General features: G+C 36.2%; 19 protein-coding genes and 1 pseudogene. 17 read left to right on the top strand and 3 right to left on the bottom strand.

Annotation, left to right across the window (positions count from 1 at the left end; all coding sequences use genetic code 11):
• Positions 1-33 precede the first annotated feature (33 nt).
• From E0Z07_RS17100 to E0Z07_RS17065, 8 genes and pseudogenes are all read left to right on the top strand, one after another.
• Entirely contained in the window at positions 34-942 is a 909-nt protein-coding gene (locus E0Z07_RS17100) for an IS1595-like element ISBbi1 family transposase (protein ID WP_005807145.1), read from the top strand.
• Positions 943-1013: 71 nt separating this feature from the next.
• Complete coding sequence (sul2, locus tag E0Z07_RS17095) at positions 1014-1829, top strand: sulfonamide-resistant dihydropteroate synthase Sul2 (RefSeq protein ID WP_001043260.1); 816 nt, start codon at positions 1014-1016, stop codon at positions 1827-1829.
• Between the two features lies 1 nt (position 1830).
• Positions 1831-2331, top strand: a pseudogene (locus E0Z07_RS17090) (IS1595-like element ISBbi1 family transposase); the annotation flags it as partial.
• 267 nt (positions 2332-2598) lie between these two features.
• Entirely contained in the window at positions 2599-4077 is a 1479-nt protein-coding gene (locus tag E0Z07_RS17085; RefSeq protein ID WP_006261687.1) for a catalase, read from the top strand.
• 132 nt (positions 4078-4209) lie between these two features.
• A complete protein-coding gene (locus tag E0Z07_RS17080; protein WP_131541038.1) occupies positions 4210-5256 on the top strand; it encodes a tyrosine-protein phosphatase in 1047 nt (348 codons plus the stop codon).
• Positions 5257-5310: 54 nt separating this feature from the next.
• On the top strand, positions 5311-5922 hold the full coding sequence (locus E0Z07_RS17075) for a hypothetical protein (protein ID WP_006258437.1): 612 nt from the start codon (positions 5311-5313) through the stop codon (positions 5920-5922).
• A gap of 22 nt (positions 5923-5944) precedes the next feature.
• Positions 5945-6628 (top strand): DUF4328 domain-containing protein, encoded by a 684-nt coding sequence (locus E0Z07_RS17070; protein ID WP_006261684.1) that lies wholly within the window; start codon positions 5945-5947, stop codon positions 6626-6628.
• Between the two features lie 23 nt (positions 6629-6651).
• Positions 6652-7350 (top strand): hypothetical protein, encoded by a 699-nt coding sequence (locus E0Z07_RS17065; RefSeq protein WP_131541037.1) that lies wholly within the window; start codon positions 6652-6654, stop codon positions 7348-7350.
• Positions 7351-7427: 77 nt separating this feature from the next.
• Here E0Z07_RS17065 and E0Z07_RS17060 read toward each other — a convergent pair whose 3' ends face one another.
• Both E0Z07_RS17060 and E0Z07_RS17055 read right to left on the bottom strand, forming a co-directional pair.
• Entirely contained in the window at positions 7428-7808 is a 381-nt protein-coding gene (locus E0Z07_RS17060) for a lipocalin family protein (RefSeq protein ID WP_006258434.1), read from the bottom strand.
• Positions 7809-7891: 83 nt separating this feature from the next.
• Positions 7892-9388: an aminotransferase-like domain-containing protein gene (locus E0Z07_RS17055; RefSeq protein ID WP_006258433.1), complete on the bottom strand. Its 1497-nt coding sequence runs from the start codon at positions 9386-9388 to the stop codon at positions 7892-7894.
• A 151-nt stretch (positions 9389-9539) separates the two neighbouring features.
• Here E0Z07_RS17055 and E0Z07_RS17050 point away from each other — a divergent pair, with 151 nt between their 5' ends.
• The 9 genes from E0Z07_RS17050 to E0Z07_RS17010 all read left to right on the top strand — a co-directional run bounded on the left by E0Z07_RS17050 (position 9540) and on the right by E0Z07_RS17010 (position 16559).
• Positions 9540-10349, top strand: a complete 810-nt coding sequence (locus E0Z07_RS17050; protein WP_006258432.1) for a hypothetical protein — start codon at positions 9540-9542, stop codon at positions 10347-10349.
• Positions 10350-10474: 125 nt separating this feature from the next.
• Positions 10475-10804 carry a DMT family transporter gene (locus E0Z07_RS17045; protein ID WP_006258431.1) on the top strand — a complete coding sequence of 110 codons (330 nt, stop codon included), beginning with the start codon at positions 10475-10477 and terminating at the stop codon, positions 10802-10804.
• Between the two features lie 318 nt (positions 10805-11122).
• Positions 11123-11713 carry a Crp/Fnr family transcriptional regulator gene (locus tag E0Z07_RS17040; RefSeq protein ID WP_006258430.1) on the top strand — a complete coding sequence of 197 codons (591 nt, stop codon included), beginning with the start codon at positions 11123-11125 and terminating at the stop codon, positions 11711-11713.
• A 102-nt stretch (positions 11714-11815) separates the two neighbouring features.
• Positions 11816-12436: a hypothetical protein gene (locus E0Z07_RS17035; protein WP_006258429.1), complete on the top strand. Its 621-nt coding sequence runs from the start codon at positions 11816-11818 to the stop codon at positions 12434-12436.
• Positions 12437-12448: 12 nt separating this feature from the next.
• The gene (locus E0Z07_RS17030; protein WP_006258428.1) at positions 12449-12850 is read left to right on the top strand and encodes a DoxX family protein; all 402 of its coding nucleotides are present in this window, start codon (positions 12449-12451) and stop codon (positions 12848-12850) included.
• 733 nt (positions 12851-13583) lie between these two features.
• Positions 13584-14498, top strand: coding sequence for a pirin family protein (locus E0Z07_RS17025; RefSeq protein WP_006258426.1), 915 nt, complete (start codon positions 13584-13586; stop codon positions 14496-14498).
• A 1-nt stretch (position 14499) separates the two neighbouring features.
• Positions 14500-14901 (top strand): OsmC family protein, encoded by a 402-nt coding sequence (locus E0Z07_RS17020; protein ID WP_006258425.1) that lies wholly within the window; start codon positions 14500-14502, stop codon positions 14899-14901.
• A 65-nt stretch (positions 14902-14966) separates the two neighbouring features.
• Positions 14967-15254, top strand: coding sequence for a GNAT family N-acetyltransferase (locus tag E0Z07_RS17015; protein ID WP_006258424.1), 288 nt, complete (start codon positions 14967-14969; stop codon positions 15252-15254).
• Between the two features lie 249 nt (positions 15255-15503).
• Positions 15504-16559 carry a hypothetical protein gene (locus tag E0Z07_RS17010; RefSeq protein WP_059051699.1) on the top strand — a complete coding sequence of 352 codons (1056 nt, stop codon included), beginning with the start codon at positions 15504-15506 and terminating at the stop codon, positions 16557-16559.
• Between the two features lie 147 nt (positions 16560-16706).
• On the opposite strand, the gene E0Z07_RS17005 is transcribed toward E0Z07_RS17010, so the two are convergent.
• Positions 16707-17966, bottom strand: a complete 1260-nt coding sequence (locus E0Z07_RS17005) for an alpha/beta hydrolase family protein (protein ID WP_006258422.1) — start codon at positions 17964-17966, stop codon at positions 16707-16709.
• Positions 17967-17981 lie beyond the last annotated feature (15 nt).

The raw sequence follows: 17981 nt of genomic DNA, 5'->3' as shown, positions 1-17981 counted from the left end.
TTTTAGTATATTAGCGCTCAAAAAGCAGGGATTATGAACATATTCAGTTTTACGGCTCATTTCGGTTCGGAGGAAGATTGTCGTTTGCATTTCAAGGAGCAGCGTGATAAGGAAGGGGTTGTCTGCAAGCGATGCGGGGGCACTTCCCATTATTGGTTACAGGGTAAATGGAGTTATGAATGCAAAGGTTGCCGTTTCCGCACCTCGTTGCGCAGCGGTACGATCATGGAGAGCTCCAAGCTGCCGTTTCTGGTGTGGTACAAAACGATGTTCCTGATGAGTTGCACAAAAAAGGGATTCTCCACCAACGAACTCCAGAAGCAATTAGGATTGAAGCGTTACGAACCGGTATGGGCGATGGTACACAAACTCCGCAGGGCGATGGGCAACCGGGATGCAAGGTATACACTGGAAGGGATGATAGAACTGGATGAGGGTTACTTTTCGGTGGCCAGTAAGGAAATCGAGCGAGGCAAGGGTACACGTGGCCGGGGAGCCGAGGGAAAGCAGAACGTTGCGGTGATGGCCGAAAGCACCCCGTTGGAAGATATCGAAACGGGCAAAAAGGAGAAGCATGTGCGTTATTTCAAGGCCAGGGTACTGGATAGCCATCAAAGTGAAGGAATCAACGGCGTGGTCAGGGACTGCATGGAGGATGATGCCATCGTATTTTCGGACAAAAGCACTTCTTACGTTGACATCTCCGATCTGGTGGAATTGCACGTCACCGAGAAATCAGACGCCAAAACCACCAAGGAAACACTCAAATGGGTGCATATCGCAATCAGTAATGCAAAACGGACATTGCTGGGCAACTACCATAAAATCAAAAGGAAATACTTACAGTTGTATCTCAACGAGTTTATTTACAAATTAAACAGACGGTATTTTGGAGACAAACTCTTTGACAGACTAGTAATTGCGAATATAACAGGTGCATAAACGGATAATCAGAATCTTTAAACATCCTAATTAACTACCTGCGGATTTTAGGTATTATTATAGAAGCCCCCATGAATAAATCGCTCATCATTTTCGGCATCGTCAACATAACCTCGGACAGTTTCTCCGATGGAGGCCGGTATCTGGCGCCAGACGCAGCCATTGCGCAGGCGCGTAAGCTGATGGCCGAGGGGGCAGATGTGATCGACCTCGGTCCGGCATCCAGCAATCCCGACGCCGCGCCTGTTTCGTCCGACACAGAAATCGCGCGTATCGCGCCGGTGCTGGACGCGCTCAAGGCAGATGGCATTCCCGTCTCGCTCGACAGTTATCAACCCGCGACGCAAGCCTATGCCTTGTCGCGTGGTGTGGCCTATCTCAATGATATTCGCGGTTTTCCAGACGCTGCGTTCTATCCGCAATTGGCGAAATCATCTGCCAAACTCGTCGTTATGCATTCGGTGCAAGACGGGCAGGCAGATCGGCGCGAGGCACCCGCTGGCGACATCATGGATCACATTGCGGCGTTCTTTGACGCGCGCATCGCGGCGCTGACGGGTGCCGGTATCAAACGCAACCGCCTTGTCCTTGATCCCGGCATGGGGTTTTTTCTGGGGGCTGCTCCCGAAACCTCGCTCTCGGTGCTGGCGCGGTTCGATGAATTGCGGCTGCGCTTCGATTTGCCGGTGCTTCTGTCTGTTTCGCGCAAATCCTTTCTGCGCGCGCTCACAGGCCGTGGTCCGGGGGATGTCGGGGCCGCGACACTCGCTGCAGAGCTTGCCGCCGCCGCAGGTGGAGCTGACTTCATCCGCACACACGAGCCGCGCCCCTTGCGCGACGGGCTGGCGGTATTGGCGGCGCTGAAAGAAACCGCAAGAATTCGTTAACTTTTCGGTGGCCAGTAAGGAAATCGAGCGAGGCAAGGGTACACGTGGCCGGGGAGCCGAGGGAAAGCAGAACGTTGCGGTGATGGCCGAAAGCACCCCGTTGGAAGATATCGAAACGGGCAAAAAGGAGAAGCATGTGCGTTATTTCAAGGCCAGGGTACTGGATAGCCATCAAAGTGAAGGAATCAACGGCGTGGTCAGGGACTGCATGGAGGATGATGCCATCGTATTTTCGGACAAAAGCACTTCTTACGTTGACATCTCCGATCTGGTGGAATTGCACGTCACCGAGAAATCAGACGCCAAAACCACCAAGGAAACACTCAAATGGGTGCATATCGCAATCAGTAATGCAAAACGGACATTGCTGGGCAACTACCATAAAATCAAAAGGAAATACTTACAGTTGTATCTCAACGAGTTTATTTACAAATTAAACAGACGGTATTTTGGAGACAAACTCTTTGACAGACTAGTAATTGCGAATATAACAGGTGCATAAACGGATAATCAGAATTATTATTAACTATTTTATAATCAGAGAATAAAGTTAATAAGCTGAAAAAAACGTATTTTTAGATATAGAAATGGCTTAAAATTTGAGTGCACTAAATAATTATAGGTATTGAAAAGAGTTATGTGTTTTTTAATAGTGATAGATTTTATCAATACATGTATTGATTCAAAGTATGCTAAAATCTAGTTATCAGTGGATTATAGCTGTAAGTTTGTAAAAGAAAAAGAGAGATAAACGACAAAAATAATAATTATGAAAGAACAGAAATTGACAACAGCTTCAGGTAGACCTTATGTAGATCATGAGGATTCATTAACAGCAGGTGCTAGAGGTCCTGTATTACTAGAAGATTATATTTTACATGAGAAGTTAGCTCACTTTAATAGAGAGCGTATTCCAGAGCGTATTGTACATGCAAAAGGTTCAGGAGCTTATGGAACATTTACAGTAACAAATGATATCACGAAATATACTAAAGCTAAATTATTTAGTGAAGTAGGAAAACAAACAGACGTTTTTGTTAGATTCTCTACTGTAGGGGGAGAGAAAGGGTCTGCTGATTCAGAGCGTGATCCACGTGGTTTTGCAGTGAAGTTCTATACAGAAGATGGTAACTGGGATTTAGTAGGTAATAATACACCAGTATTCTTTATTAAAGATGCTAAGAAATTCCCTGACTTTATCCATACTCAAAAAAGACACCCAGGTACTAACCTAAAATCACCTACTATGGTATGGGATTTCTGGTCATTAAACCCTGAGAGTTTACACCAAGTAATGATCTTGATGTCTGATAGAGGAACTCCATTTGGATATAGACATATGAATGGATATGGAAGTCATACCTTCTCTATGATTAATAGCGCGAATGAAAGAGTATTCGTGAAGTTCCACTTTAAAACAGCTCAAGGAATTAAAAACCTTACAGGGCCAGAAGCAGACCAAATGAGAGCAACAGATATGGACTATGCACAACGTGATCTATATGAAAATATCTCTAATGGTAACTTCCCTAAATGGAATCTAAAAATTCAAGTGATGACTGAACAACAAGCCAAAGAAGCAGTTGTTAATCCATTTGATGTAACAAAAGTATGGCCACATGGTGATTATCCACTAATCGATGTAGGGGTACTTGAATTAAACAGAATGCCTAAAAACTACTTCCAAGATGTAGAGCAAGCAGCTTTTGCACCAGCACATATTGTAGACGGTATTGGTTTTTCGCCTGATAAGATGTTACAAGGACGTATTTTATCTTATCCAGATGCACAACGTTATAGACTAGGTGCTAACTATGAGCAGATACCTGTGAATCGTTGTCCATTTATGACTAATAACTATCAGAGAGATGGCTATATGAGAGTAGATGGTAATGGTGATGACGCACCTAACTATTTCCCAAATAGCTTTGATAATATTACAGTAGATCAAAGTTATAAAGAACCAGCTCAAGAGTTGCATAGTGTTGTGGCTGATAGATATGATAGAAATGGAGAAGGAGAGAATGACCACTTCAGTCAACCAGGAAAACTATATGAGATTATGACTGCTGAAGAGAAAACAAATACTGTAGCTAATATCGTTGCGGCAATGAGTGGTGTAGAAGGGCCTAAGCGTGATGAGATTATCGGAAGACAGCTGTGCCACTGGTTTAGAGCTAATGTTGAACTAGGTACTAGAGTTGCACAAGGACTTAACTTCGACATCAGTAAATACATGAATTCATAATAGTTATCTATATATTTTTAAAGGATCCCATTTTGCTTCTTGCATTTGGGATCTTTTTTTTCATAACCATGTCAGAAGTTGTATTCTAGATTATTATACTTATTTTTGTTAGTAACAGTAATATCAATATTTATGCGCTACTATACTTTATTCAAGATAATATTTATATCAACTTTATTTGTAGGATGTTCGTATCAAACTTATCAACCTATTTTTTTTTCTGATTTAGATAAAAATGATAATGTAACAGAAAGCAAAAAAGGGTATATGGTGCAATTGACTCCTGATGAAAAACTTGTCTTAGATCAAAGTACGCATGTAGAGACAGAGGTAGGTCAATATTTTGTAAAAACTAATGAAAGACAAGTATTTCCCGTTATTTCTAATCATGATACTGTGTATCGATCAAATAGGCATATTGAGTTTAAGAAGGTTCACAACTTTCGTGATATGGGAGGGATTAGAAATAAAGACGGAAAACAGGTCATATGGGGGCATTTCTTTAGAAGTGGCCACCTCTCTAAGCTAAAGGAGAAAGAATATGCTAAACTTGAAAATCTAAATGTCAAAACAGTTATAGACTTGCGTACGGATAAAGAAGTGACGAAGAAACCTGATAGAGTACCAGAAGGTGTAGTATATAAGAATGTGCAAGTGTATGACGATTCTGAGGATATGTTCTCTAAGACTAAAAAGGATGTGCTTAAAGGAAAAGTGACTCCTGTACAATCTGATAGTCTAGTGATGGAGTTTTATAAACTGTATATGACAGAGACCCCACAGTTAGTTAGAGAGATAATGGATGATGTTTTTGAATCAAAAGAAGCAGTGTTGTTCCATTGTTCTGCAGGTAAAGATAGAACAGGTATGATAGGAGCTATGATACTTAGCATCTTAGAGGTAGAGAGAGAGACTATCATTTCTGAATATATGTTATCTAATAATTATAGAGTAAGTGAAGTAGAGGGAAGAATGAAGCTTGCTAAAGTAGGCAAAGTGATCTTTCCGAAGATTAACTATCAGGTTATAGAGAACTTTTCGTGGATTAAGCCTATTTATATTCAAGCAATGTTTGAAGGAATAGAGAAGGAGTACGGTTCTGTTGATAATTATATTGAGCAAGGACTCAAAATAAGTAAAGAGAAACGAGCAGAATATATTCAGAAATTTACGTACTAGTTATTTTGTGTTCACTTTCAATTGTTTTAATTTAGAGAAATTAAAAGGAGAATTATGTATAGAATAGTATTTACTATGGTAGCCTTTCTTAGTGTAACAATTATGTGTGCACAGAAGCAATCTTTTAGTCAGAAGATAGGTCAATTAATGGAGTTAGTTACAGAGGAGAACGTTGATAATAATCAAGTAAGAGAAATATTAAAGACCTTAGCTATTGCCCCTAAAGAGATGAAAGAAGGAGCTATGGATTACAGTATATATGATAATTTTGAAGGAGATACTTTGTATTATATCCCGTATAAAACTGCAGAAGAATCTCGTTTTTCTGTTGAGAAACTAAAACAGGGAGAGAAGTTGTTCTATACTCTTCAGTTTTTAATGCAAAGCACATATACCAAAGATGCCAAAGGTAAAGTAGAATTTGCAGACCCTACATATCTATATAATACAACGATAGAAGAATTAGAACCTTACTGTACTACACCTATGAAGTATAAGAATGGTAGAGGTAACAGTCCTGATTCTCCCTTGCTTAGCTGTGTTTATACTAACCCAAAGAGTAAGAGAAAACTAATGTATTGGGTAGTATGTGAGAATAAAATAGGAGACACAAAGGGAAATACAGTAAAAGAAATAAAGATTCAGAGTCAAGAACTTTGGAGATAAACTATAAATACAAATTAGAAATATGTTATTGTCTAATGTAAGTCGAGGTGATGCTTTAATTGTTGCAATTAAGCTATTGATAATATCTTCAGTAGCTAGTTTGAACTGTTTGTTAATCCAGCACAATATATATACTAAAGCGAATCTAGGTGTTCAATATGTAAATAAAGATTTAGTAAGGTTCGAAACGATAAACTTTATCGTGACAATATTAAATATCGTAGCAGCTGCCTTTTTCTTTATAGTATTCATTGTATGGTTTTATAGAGCTTATGTGAATATGCAGTCTTTAGATACTCGATTAAATGATTCTAAGTATTGGATAATATTCGGATGGTTTTTACCTGTTTTTAATCTAGTGATGCCTTATCGATTATTGAATAAGATGACTATCAGTGCGGTATCGTATATACATAAGAATACGACTACGAGATTACAGAAGTTTAGGTCTTATTGGATTTTATTGATTTGGATTAGTTTCTTATTGATCTATTTGTTGCGTATCTATCAGTATAGTATGGCTACGAGAATAGATGTTATGTATATTATCGAACTAGGGATAATCATTAATGCACTATCGTTACTTACTTTATTTGTGTTCGCTTCATATTTTAATTTCTATAGAAAGATGGAAGCCCTAATCTATAAGTTAGAGCATGAAAACAAAGAGGAGAATGCAAACTGTATTGAACTAGTAAGAGAATAAAATACAACTCTTAAACTGTTTTTATGTCAGGGAAACAAGTTTTTTTACAGTTTATTCAGAATATCAGTATACCTTATCTACATGAAGGCTTTGTAGCTACTCAGAAAGGTCTGATATTAAAACAACGAATAGAATCATCAGATTTTGAGTTAGTATTGAAGTTTCATGCTATTCAGAGTGAAGTGAAAACTAGTGTACAGTTATCATGCCTTGTCATGGTGTTGTCAGAACAGTTAAAAACATGGAGGTTGCAGAAGTACAGAAGTAAGGATTTAGCAGTAGATACTGTTTTTATAGCTAATCTTAATGATGTTATTCCTGCTCTCCCGAAGAAGTTTAGTTGGGAAATTAACTCCAAGAACCTTGATGATCAAACAGCTGTTTTCAGTGAGCTTCTTTCTACTTATGTGAATCCTATATTTGAGCAGTTTAGAAATAGAGAGGCACTGATAGCTTATACTATTGAACAAGGGTGGAGATTTAATGTAAATATGTCTCCTAAGCAATTTGTTTATCCATTAGATTTTATGACATGTTTTGCTTCTTATGAAGAGAATTGCTTAGGCTTTAATAATTTTATCAAGCAAGAAGGTCTAGTAGGACAAGCTAGACGTATTTATAAAGAAATGAGCTCATCTAAGTATAAAGGATATATTAGAAGTGATGCTATAGAGGACAAATTATTCCAGCTAGCTTATCTGCATAAAATACCGATTTGGTGATATATGACAATATAAAAAAAGAGAGGGAAGTATACGTTATGATACTTCCCTCTCTTGTTTATGTTTGAAGGTATAAATTAATTTGTACCTACTCTTTTATAGGTAAACTCTTGATTTTTTTTTTCTAAAACAAGGATATTCTCACTACTTGCTTTGATTGTAAAATGTAAGGTATCTCTATTAGATAACACTAGAAGTTCGTGATTCTGTATCCACCAATTCTCATATTCACTAGTCATCATATTTACTGATGTAGCGTCTCCATTCTCTTTTAAAGAAAAACTCTTAGGCTTATTCTCATTAAAGGGAGTGAATTCTGTCCAATCACCAATCACATGTATGCTTAATGACTTTTCATGTTCTGACATTTCAGGAAGTTTAAAGCTCTCTTCCTTTTTACAGCTATAAAAGGCTACTCCACATAATATTATAAAAATACTAGTCTTAAATGTTTTCATATTAATTGTTAAAATTAGGAAATACTAAACAAATATAATGATAAAAATTAAATATGGGTATTTAAAATAATGTGAATTGGTTTCTATTTAGAAGGTTTTAGCGCATGTATAGTACGATAAAGAATATCTAGGTTAACTTCCATTTCATCTTTTGTTAAATGACCAAATCCTAATCTCATTCCTGTTAATTTTCTGTCTTGATAGAGTAGGGTTTTAGGTAGATATAAGTTATTTTTAGCACATTGTTTATGTAGTTGCATCAGGTTAATAGGAATGTTCCATTCTGTCCAAATAGCTAATCCACCAGCAGGTACTGTAAAATGAATATCATTATTAAAGAACTGTTGTAATAATTCAGCGAAAGAGTCCCGTCTTTCTTTGTATATTTTAGAAGCTTTTTTTAGATATCTAAAGATTTCGCCTTCTTCTATTAATTCATTTAGTACCTGTTCCATGATAATGTCTCCTCTAGGATCTAGTAATCTCAGGTATTTCTGCATTTCTATTAATACACTTTCTGGTGCTACAATAAACCCATGCTCAAAAGTTGGCGCTAATGATTTGCCAAATGATCCTATATATACTACCATACCATCTGAGTCTACACTTGCTAGTGGTAATACAGGGCTTTTGTCATAATGGAAGTCATAATCATAATCATCCTCTAGAATAATAAAACCATACTTACGTGCTAAGTTGAGAAGTTTTACTCTGCGCTGTGCACTTAGTGTTACAGTAGTAGGGTAGTGATGATGAGGTGTTAAATACAGCATACGAATAGTATGAGATTTACACAGTTCTTCTATAGCTTGTACATCTATACCATGCTCATCTACAGGTACTGTTAGTACATGAGCTCCAGTTTCTTGAAATGTCATATTACTAGAGTAGTAGCTCAGCTTAGCTACGATCACTTTATCACCAGGAGATAGTAGTACTCTACAAGCGATGTAGATACTCATTTCGGTATTACGTGTGATCAGTATATTATTCTTACTGATATGTAGTCCTCTAGATAGGTTTAGATAATTCGCCATATTACTTTTGAATGGGTAGTTATCCTCACTTTTTATATTGTATAGTTTTTTTCGATTGCTTTTTCTTTTGAGGTTAGCACTATAGAAAGAAGATAGTTGACTCAGTTGGCTTATTCTTGTATCTGTCGTACCATCATTAAACATATAGTCACAATGATTTGTCTCATAAGGAGAATCTAGCACATTATTGACTTGAAAGGAATATCCTGGTTTACTTGGATATTGTTGAATATTCTGATAATCTATATCAGTACTTGTTTTAGGGCGAATAGACTTTTTGCTCAATACAAAACACCCTTTATTAGGGATCATTTCTATCCATCCTTGTGTTGCTATTTCTTCAAATGCCGCGATTACTGTATTTCTATTTACCGAAAGCAATGTTGCGATTGTTCTAGTGCCAGGTAGTTTAGTCCCTTCAGGGATAAAGTTGCGTTGTATAGCATTGCTAAACTGATTAGCGATTTGCATATATACTGCAGTAGTAGAGTTTCTATCTATTTTTATAAAACTCTGATAAGGGATTTTAACCGGACTAGCCATGATTAGAAATATTAAGTATTATCTATTCCAGCAATATACAGTTTTTAGCATATAGATATACTTTTTTATGCTCAATATTTTTGTGAATATTGGCTTTTAGTTTTTGTGTCCTATCGTATATTTATATAATTTAGGGCTTTATTTTATAGCTATGAATGTATCGATCCTTCAAATGGTTAGTGTAGTTAGTTATTCTAACGCATACTTAAATGATCATTTACCAGAGATTTCTAATCAAGGAGAGAAGATCTCTATGTATTGTAATAAAGTGTTATTTCATATTCCTGTAGTAGGAGATAAGAGTCAATATACAACTCAAGCGCCTATAGACTGGTTTATTTCTTTAAAATTCAGAGGAGTAAAGCAAGTAAAGTTATTCTATCAATCTTTTGCAAAACCGAATACACCAGAGTATATGACAGCAGGATTTGTAGGAGGTGGGGGAGTATGGATGGTAGAGACTGTGTTAGAAGATCGATCAGAGTTTTGGTATAGCAAGTGGGAGGTCAATGAGGATAAACGTCAGTTAGGTGCAGATAGAATATGGGATGTAACCTATAGACTTGCTCCTATTGACGAATTGCCTAGCACTAAGTATGAGATAAAAGAACAGAGCTTAGCCCTTATGTCAGTATTAGAAGAGCTAGTAGCTTTTTGTAAGGTAGAAGAACTTTCTAATTGGGAAGCGATATTCACAGGAGCTAAGAGTGTATTAGAGAATAAGAAGCCGTCTACAACTACCTATCTAAAAGATATGATCGTAGAAGGGGGATACACAGAAGAGGCTTTAGCCTTAATGGAAGCTACTGATAGAGCCTATGTATTCGGGGGGATGGGCTCGTGGAATGATGTAGGACAGCTCAGTAATGATAATCAAGAGAAGAGGTATAAGGAACTGTCAGCAGAACTATATGCTGTCTTAAACCGAAGTATTCTAGCATTTGCTAATTCTTGTTTATAGGTCAAGAATAATTACACTTAGTAGATAAGTTTCTATATTAAAAATAAATGAGAATTTTATTTTCATTTGATAAAAAATAATAAAATTATATTCTCCACCTTTGCACGCTTAAATTTTTAGAACAAATGAACTGGATAATTTTAATTATTGGTGGATTATTTGAAGTAGGTTTTACTTTTTGCTTAGGTAAAGCTAAGGAGGCTACAGGAACAGAAGCAGTAGGATGGTATGCCGCTTTTTTGATAGCCTTAGTTTGTAGTATGGCAGCCCTTGTAAAGGCAACTCAATCCTTACCACTAGGAACAGCTTATGCAGTATGGACTGGTATAGGTGCTGTAGGAACAGTATTAGTAGGAATATTTGTGTTTAAAGATCCTGCTACTTTTTGGAGGATGTTTTTTATCGCTACTTTGATAGGGTCTATTATTGGGCTTAAAGTAGTAGCTGCATCATAAGTAGTAATAAAGAGTGTTTTTTAGAATCTATTATAGATAAATTAAAAAAGGGACTATCAAGCGATAGTCCCTTTTTCATTGATAAAAAGTAGTTGATTGTGTTGTTAATAGTAGTAATTATAGATTAAGACCTTCTAACCTTTGATTGTCTTACCCTAAAAGTAATAAAGCTTTTTAGAATACAAAACAGGAGTGTTTGTTAAGCTTCATTATAAAATGATATTGTTTGATATGTGATATGTTTTGTTGATAATAAAGCTTTTTTTATCGTTTTTATATTGCTGTAAAAAGTGTTTCTTTGTTTTTTATTTTTGAGCAATGAATATGCAGGAGCAGTATTTTGATGTCTTTATAGCACATTTAAGACAAACTATTACACTGGATGAACACACTGTACATAAAGTATTAGACAGCGTAGAAATAGTGAAATTAAAAAGGAAAGAGTTTCTTCTCACTCCAGGGCAACCTTCTAAGTCTATGCGCTTTATTGTAGAAGGGAGCGCTAGATGTTATTATCTAGATGAGAATAGTCAAGAGCATACCCTACAGATTGGTATTGAGAATTGGTGGATAAATGATTTGTATAGTTTTTTGACACAGAAAGATTCTCAGATGTATATTCAAGCTATCGAACCTGCTGTAATTTTGCAAATTAGTCAATCTAATCTAGAGCAACTCTATCAAGAAGTTCCGGAGATATCTACATTTTTTAGAATTAAGATTCAGAGTGCTTATGTAGCACTACAGGAGCGTATGTTAGAGAATCTCAGTACAGAGGTGTACTCTCGTTATCAGAAGTTTATAAAGGAGTACAGAGATATAGAGCAACGTGTACCTCAGTATATCATAGCCTCTTATCTAGGTGTGACTCCTGAGTTTCTAAGCTATTTAAAGAAAAAGAACTTATAATAAATAAGTTTTTTTACCTAATAAGTTTTTCTTAAGTTATCTTAAGAAGCACGTTCTCTCGAGCTAATACATTTGTCTTATACAAATAAGAATAGAAGACAAATGAGATTAGCTTTTTTTTATGTAGTAATTTTAATGGTTTTTGGGCAAGGTGTTTTCGCTCAGAAATTTTCATATAATCCAGAAGGAATGGTAGGTCACCGTTCTTACTTTTACACCCATACATTTAATTATCAGATTAGCGATAAGGTCAAACTTCAGAACCTTATTCTATTCGATACAGAATATGATAATGATAAGCACAATATTCTATTTATGCGTAATACGCTAGCTTATCAATTTTCAAAACACTTTACTTTAAACACCTCTATAGGAATTAAGAATCCAGGCAAGTTTGCCAGTATGTTGCTTCAATATCAGGTATCAGGTAAGGAGGTATTGTTCTCTTATGCTGTAGGGACAACATACCAAGCAGGTTTTACACTAGAACAATCATTATTATTTGAATATACCCCTCAGCTGACAGATAAAGTGAAAGGATTATTCAGAGTATCTGCAGTCGGTAATGTGAACGCAGAAGAATATACCAGAGGATTCCAACATATCAGATTAGGGGTGAAGTATGAGGAATATAGCTTCGGTGTAGCAGTCAACTTAGAACAGTTTAATAATTCATGGAAACACCTAGAAAACGTTGGTGTTTTTGCAAAAATAAATCTTTAAAATACAATAGAAATGAACAAGAATCAAGACATCGGTTTATTAATTACGCGTATTAGTATTGGCTTTCCAATGTTGTTATACGGAATAGGAAAATTATTTAATGGTATTTCGTTTATCCAAAGTGTGTTAATGGATAAAGGGCTTCCTGCCTTTTTCGGATACGGAGTCTATGTAGGAGAAGTGATAGCACCTCTTCTGATCTTAATAGGATATAGAACACGATTAGCCAGTTTAGTATTTGTAATTAATTGTATTACGGCTATGTTATTAGTACAGAGCTCAGATATCTTTAGCTTAAATGATAATGGTGGATGGAAGGTAGAGTTATTAGGTATCTATGCCTTAGTTGCTGTTGGGTTATTCTTTACAGGAGGAGGTAAGTTAGCCTTGTCATCTGAGCATAAATGGGATTAAATAGAAGAGGTAGAGTAGGTATCAATTTTATTCTAAAAAGAACATTATCATTATAGAGGTAATAAAATACTCTAGAATACTATCTGTGATAAAAATAGCATTACCCCTTGTCAATACTCAAGTTTAGTGAACTAATTGATGAGGTATAGTGTAGAATTATGAATAAAAAATCATTCTATTCGTTCAAATTGCTTTTTTGGCACAGCATTTGTTATTGTATAGATGTAGTATACAATTTCATAGTTATTTTTTTTTGAGCGATGTTAACGTAGTTAATTAACATCAGATAAGTAATAAAGATTTTATTATTTAGGTTTTGTTTATAAAGCATAAGTTTATTGAGTTGACTTATGCTTTATTTTTTTTATATACCATTGATGAGTGTAGTGCCTTAATCATGGTGTAGGATGCTAGGAGATTCCTTGGGGGTTTCTAGGAGTATTCTTGCTGAAAAACGTGCTTTGGGCTAGTAAACTCGAAGAAAACCCCTAGCAAACCTCAAGAAACTCGAAGAGAATTTAGGGAGGAAGTCTACTTATTAGAAAGGGGAACTGTTATAAACGTTAAAAAAGTGTTTTCAACTTTACTGTTTTCTATAGAATCAGTATCTTTAAAGAGAAGAGTTTTGGGAGATAAATGAAGTGGTTCTTAATCTATATTAACTAGTAATGAATAGAACTTCTATACTTTTACACTAGAACAATTAAGTATTCATCAATTAAATAATCATATTATGTCAAACGTAGATTTAGTTATAGAGGAACGTGCAGCGAGTATTGGTAATTTCTTAGTAGGTAGGTTATTACCTTTTAGACAAAAGAGAACCGTAGGACCATTTTCTTTTATAGATCATATGGGACCTATATCCGTAGCAGAACACGATAATTTAGATGTAGATCCACATCCTCACATAGGTTTATCTACATTGACTTATCTATTCGAAGGACAGATCATGCATAGAGATAGTGTGGGAAGCGTAGAGCGTATCACACCAGGTGCGGTAAACTGGATGACAGCAGGTAGAGGTGTAGTACATTCTGAGCGTATGCCAGAGGATATACGCACGACTACACCAGATGCTATTCTACACGGGTTACAGATTTGGATAGCATTGCCTAAAGAACTAGAAGATATGGAGCCTTCTTTTGTGCATATCGAAGCAAAAGATTTGCCTAGTTGGGAAGAGGATGGTGTGTCGTATAAACTGATAGCAGGAGAAGCATTAGGAAGAAAATCACCTGTGCCTGTATATAGCCCATTGTATTATATCGAAATCAAATCTACAGAACATAAAAAGATAAATATAGGAAGTGGACTATTCGGAGAGGCAGCGATGTATATCTTAGAAGGAGGAGTGAAGAGTGGTGAGCATGAGTACGAACCTAAGAATATCTTGATCTCTAATGATAGTACGCTATGTGAGTTCGAAATGAAGCCTAATACTACAGTCTATATCTTCGGAGGGGAACCTCTACCAGAAGAGCGCTATATACTGTGGAACTTCGTGTCTCATGATACTGATAAACTAGAGAAAGCAAAACAAGACTGGATCAATCAGAACTATGAGGTGTTTCCTTTAATTGAAGGGGATAGTGATAGTTATGTACCATTTCCAGAAGGGATGAAATCATTTAAAAATAAGAAGTAATATGGACGTGACAGTAAAAGCCGTTTTAGGTACTGAATTATATTATACAGAGGTTACAGCTGGTAGTAATGTATTGATTACGGATGAGCCTGCTGATCTAGGTGGACAGAATAAAGGGTTTAACCCATTCGAAGTATTGGCTACTTCACTAGCGAGCTGTACAGCTGCTACACTGAGAATGTACATGGATAGAAAGAAGTGGGAAGCTGAGAAGATTGTGGTGGAAATAGAGATGACTAGAGATACTACAGGGACAAAGACTACTTTTAATAGAAAGGTCTCGTTCGAAGGTGCATCATTAGATGTTGATATGAAGAAGAGATTAGCTATTATCGCTGATAAATGTCCTGTACATAAGGTATTGACAGGAGAAGTGACTATAAATACAGAATTAGCTGTTTAGATTTAGGAAACTAGGGAATGGAGAACAAAAGCTTATTATAACATTAATCAATAATAAAATACATTATGGAAATAAAACATGAAGCTCAAGAGACAAAAGGCGCATTCGTTGCTTATATAGACGGACAGCGCGCCGGAGATATGACTTATTCTGTAGCGGGTACAGATAAGATTATTATAGATCATACGGGAGTAGAAGAAGCATTTAATGGTAAAGGAGTAGGAAAGGCTATATTACTTGAAGGTGTAATCCCTTATGTAAGAGAAAAGAATTTAAAGGTATTGCCATTATGTCCTTTTGCAGCAGCTATGTTTAAAAAGATGCATGCTGAGATAGGAGACGTATTAGTATAATTAAGAATTAAGTTTTTTCTTATAGACAAGATGTACTTAGTGGTTATTGTGTGATTGTCACGGATTATAAATCCGCGCCATCGGTTTATCATGGATTATGAATCTGTACTATCAACATTACAACGCTATGTGTAGGCAATTCTGTTAACTGATAACTGTCCACGGTAAACTAAATAAGTTTTGTGTGTTATACAAGTATGTCTATATTGTTTTTGCTACCTTTGCACAGAATTAAACGCTTTAAATCTTATGAACGAAAAAACATCTTTTGGGTTAATATCTACAATAGAAGTACCTTATGCATTAAGCGTAAAGGGGAGCTGTTGGAATAAAGAGGGACTGTTAATCGCAAATTATATTTATTCGAATGAAGGAGATACTAATACTTATGAGTTAGTATATACTATCATTGATAAAGACGGGAATACAAAAGAGGAGAAAGAGACTAGGGGAGTATTGCCTACTTTATTTTTAAGCCCTACTAAGGAGAACTTTGTTTCTTTAGTAAGTGGAGAGGAAGAAGAGATGACTTCTTATGCTATATTTGATAAGAGTGTAAAAGGATTTAAAGGGAACAAGTCATTTGATGGACGCTTTGTAGGATGTACAGCAGACCATTCTATTTTCTATAATGTAGATATCTGGAGCGAAAAAGCGGCAGATGTAATGAACGTTATAGCATTTAAAGAGGGTGTGCTAGTGGATGAAAAGAAAGTAGCTATTCCTTTTCCTAAAGATAATAAGATCTGTGTACGAAATGGAGAGATTCATATCATTACAGAGGTAGAGGATGGATGGCTTCACCGTCAGATAGATGAGAATGGGGAGGAATTGAGAAGAAGATTACTAGAGTTCGATTTTCCTTTTGTACACGAAGCGCTGACTTTGTCATTTGATGAGAAATCATATTTGTTATGTGAGGAGAATGGTGAGATAGGTATCGTAGAGATAGATGCAGATGGAGAAGGGATGTATGGAGACCTATTTAATATCGGAGATGAGTTCTTCGGTACTTGGCATCCACAACGCGTAAGTGATGATACTAATGCAATACAATTCACGACTGAGTTTGGAAATGGGTGGTTAGTGATTAAGAATGATGAACTAGTAGAACTGTTCTATAACAAGAATAAAAAAGGATACCAAAACTTATTGACTAAGGAAGTGTTGTCTATTGATAATAACGATTTAGTATTATCAGGGATAAGTCCTATCACTGATGGTAAGATAGGCTTAGTATTCTATCCTCGTAAACAACGCAAAGAGACGTATAACAAAGCTTTCGTTCTGCAACACGAGATATAGTTTAATTAAGAATTAAGAATTAAGAATTAAGAATTAAGAATTAAGAATTAAGAATTAAGAATTTTCTGACTTAATGTACTTGATTTAAAGATATAATAAAGGTCACTAGCTTCTGTTAGTGACCTTTATTGTTTTTGTGTTTATTTGCTATTGAGCAGGCATGTATTTATTGATAAACTTCACTAGTTCATCATTCTTCCATACGATAGCTTGAGTGTGTCCAGCACCTTCTACTAAGATAATCTCTACACTAGGAGAACCTAGGTCTTGTAAGCCTTTTACCATTCCCTGAGTCACGATAGCAGGTACATTAGTATCCGCTTGTCCTTGGATGACTAAGATAGGTTTGTCTATTTTCTTGGTTCCTGGCTGACTATCTAATAAGAACTTTTGGATGATAGGGTCATTCTTAAACTTCTCATTATTAAGACCAGGGTAAGTCATTACCTTATTACTAGGATCTTCATTCATATACTTAATGATGTCAGCCATAAACGCTTGACGTACTCCATCTAGACAGTCTCCATTATCTCCATTACTTCCTTCAGCTAGTTTAGCAAAGCCTTTAGCTCTATCTTCGAATATCGCAGTATAGTCATAAGACGGAGTTTCTGCTTTAATACCTACTCCTGCTAGAGCAGCATAAGCTAATAGCGTAGCATAAGATGTAACAGAACTTCTCTTTTCTAAAGGTATAGGAGTAGGGCTAGCATTCTCCATAGCTTCTATTTTTGCAAGAGCTACTGGAGCTACTTCTAGAATGATTTTTCCTAAACTAGAGGCAGGTGCACCAGCTACAGCTCCTTTATAAGTAGTATCACTATTTGCTAACTCTGCTATACCTAGAGAAGCTTGACCACCTTGAGATTGTCCAGCAGACATCCAGTCTCCGTTAAAGTCGTTAGTATATTTATCTTTTACAGCTTTGATAGCATAAGTAGCAGATAGGGCTTCACTCTTTAGGTGTAAGTAAGGATGTATACCAGGGGTACCTAGTCCTTCATAATCAGGAGCTACGATCACATATCCTTGAGCTAATAAGGCTTTAGCAGTTACTTTAAAGTTTTCTCCTAATGGATTATTACTAGGAGCACAAGCATCTGCTACTCCTACTGTACCGTGAGCCCATACCACGATGCGGTAACCATCTTTTGGTTTAGGTGTTTTGGGATACATGATAAGAGCTGTGGTACTTTGACTCTTTCCGTTTAGATAAGGCATATTGTAGGTCATTACTTTAATAGCTCCTGCTTCATCCAGTTTATCTAGACTATAGTCCTTTTCAGAGATAAAGTGTTCTTCTTGTGGCTTGTTTCCGTTGTCATCATTCTTGTTACAAGCTGTTAATGATGTGAATATAAAGGCAGAGCACAGAATCGTACTCACTAAAAAACTTCTTTTTTTCATAATAGTTCACGAGTT

This window comes from Myroides odoratimimus (assembly GCF_004337635.1).
Classification (GTDB): domain Bacteria; phylum Bacteroidota; class Bacteroidia; order Flavobacteriales; family Flavobacteriaceae; genus Flavobacterium; species Flavobacterium odoratimimum.
Note: the sequence above shows the minus strand (reverse complement) of the source record. Positions and strands in the feature narration are given on the sequence as shown.